The organism is Streptococcus sp. DD11, assembly GCF_001578865.1.
Classification (GTDB): Bacteria; Bacillota; Bacilli; order Lactobacillales; family Streptococcaceae; genus Streptococcus; species Streptococcus panodentis.
This window is the reverse complement of the sequence record NZ_KQ969406.1, coordinates 1-1,295: the sequence shown is the minus strand read 5'-3', so window position 1 is coordinate 1,295 and position 1,295 is coordinate 1. Positions and strand designations below refer to the sequence as shown.

The 1,295-nt window shown below is 48.7% G+C and carries 2 protein-coding genes; one reads left to right on the top strand and one right to left on the bottom strand.

Features of this window, described 5'->3' with window-relative positions:
* The first annotated feature begins 78 nt into the window (after positions 1-78).
* Positions 79-810, top strand: coding sequence for a TraX family protein (locus STRDD11_RS13080; protein ID WP_128837665.1), 732 nt, complete (start codon positions 79-81; stop codon positions 808-810).
* Between the two features lie 43 nt (positions 811-853).
* On the opposite strand, the gene STRDD11_RS13075 is transcribed toward STRDD11_RS13080, so the two are convergent.
* On the bottom strand, positions 854-1,295 hold a 442-nt coding region (locus tag STRDD11_RS13075; protein ID WP_206512725.1), incomplete at its 5' end, for a dihydrodipicolinate synthase family protein.

Sequence of the window (1,295 nt, the reverse complement as noted above, 5' to 3'; positions counted from 1 at the left end):
GGTTATGGGCAGTGCTTGGTCAGCCTTGGTTTTCGCAGAGCATCAGAATGTTCCCTGTATCTGTCAAAGGAGGAAACCATGACTTCAAAATCAATAAGCAGCAGCACTCTAAAACTGATTGCTATGTTCGCCATGCTGATCGACCATATTGCTTGGGTGCTCTTCCCGCTGGAAATCAACATGAATATCCTATCTGACAACTGGATTGCTAATAGTATGCATATGATCGGCCGGCTGGCCTTTCCTGTCTTTGCCTTTTGTATTGCTGAAGGCTATCTGCACAGCCATGACCTCAAAAACTACCTGAAGCGCCTCGGCATGCTGGCCTTTATCAGCATCCTCCCCTTTTCGCTCATCGGCTGGGTAACCGGTATCGGATTTATCACGCAAAATACTGTCTTTACGCTCTTTTTAGGTCTCTGCGCTCTCTATTTCAGCGACCGGCAGCAGAAAACCTGGAAGAAAGTGCTGATTGTTCTTTTCTGTTTTGCCTTGTCAGTTTTAGCTGATGGCGGCCTCGGAGGCGGTGTGTTTGGCATTTATGCTTTTGCAAAGATAAAGAACCCCACAGCCAGAAGAATTACCGGCTTTGCTGCTCTGATCAGCATTCAGCTTCTCTTGCTTGCAGTCAATTTTTCTATCAGCGGCTTGGCCGAGCCAGCCATCGCCTTTGCCGGCTTTCTTTTGGTCACTTCCTTTTACAACGGCCGGAAGGGACCCAGCATCGGCAAGCTCTTTTATTACTTTTATCCCCTGCATTTGCTGGTCTTAGCTCTGTTGCGAATAGGCTATTTGCTGCTGACACACTAAAACGGACTGTCACCCAGTCCGTTTTTCTCGTGCCTGAACAATCTCAATAATCAGGTCTCAGCACTCCCTTGACCGTTTCCTTGGTTGCTTGATAGTCTCCGTCCACCACAACCTTGATAATGCGCTTGGCATCCTCTTCAGGCGCTGGAACCAAGGGCAGACGGGTTGGTCCGGCTTCAAAGCCCAGATAATTCAGCACCGCCTTAACCGGGGCAGGACTCGGATAAGAGAACAGAGCATTCACTTTGGGGATGAATTTCCGCTGAATAGCCGCTGCCTTTTTGATGTCATTGTGCGCAATCGCATCCAGCATCTCAAACATTTCGTCGCCATTTGTATGAGAAGCAACAGAAATAACCCCATCGGCACCGAGATTCACAGCATGGAAGGCATCGCCATCTTCACCAGTATAGACAAGAAATTCCTCCGGCCGATGTTCAATCAGATAGGCCATATTAGCCAGACTGGTGCATTCCTTGACGCCG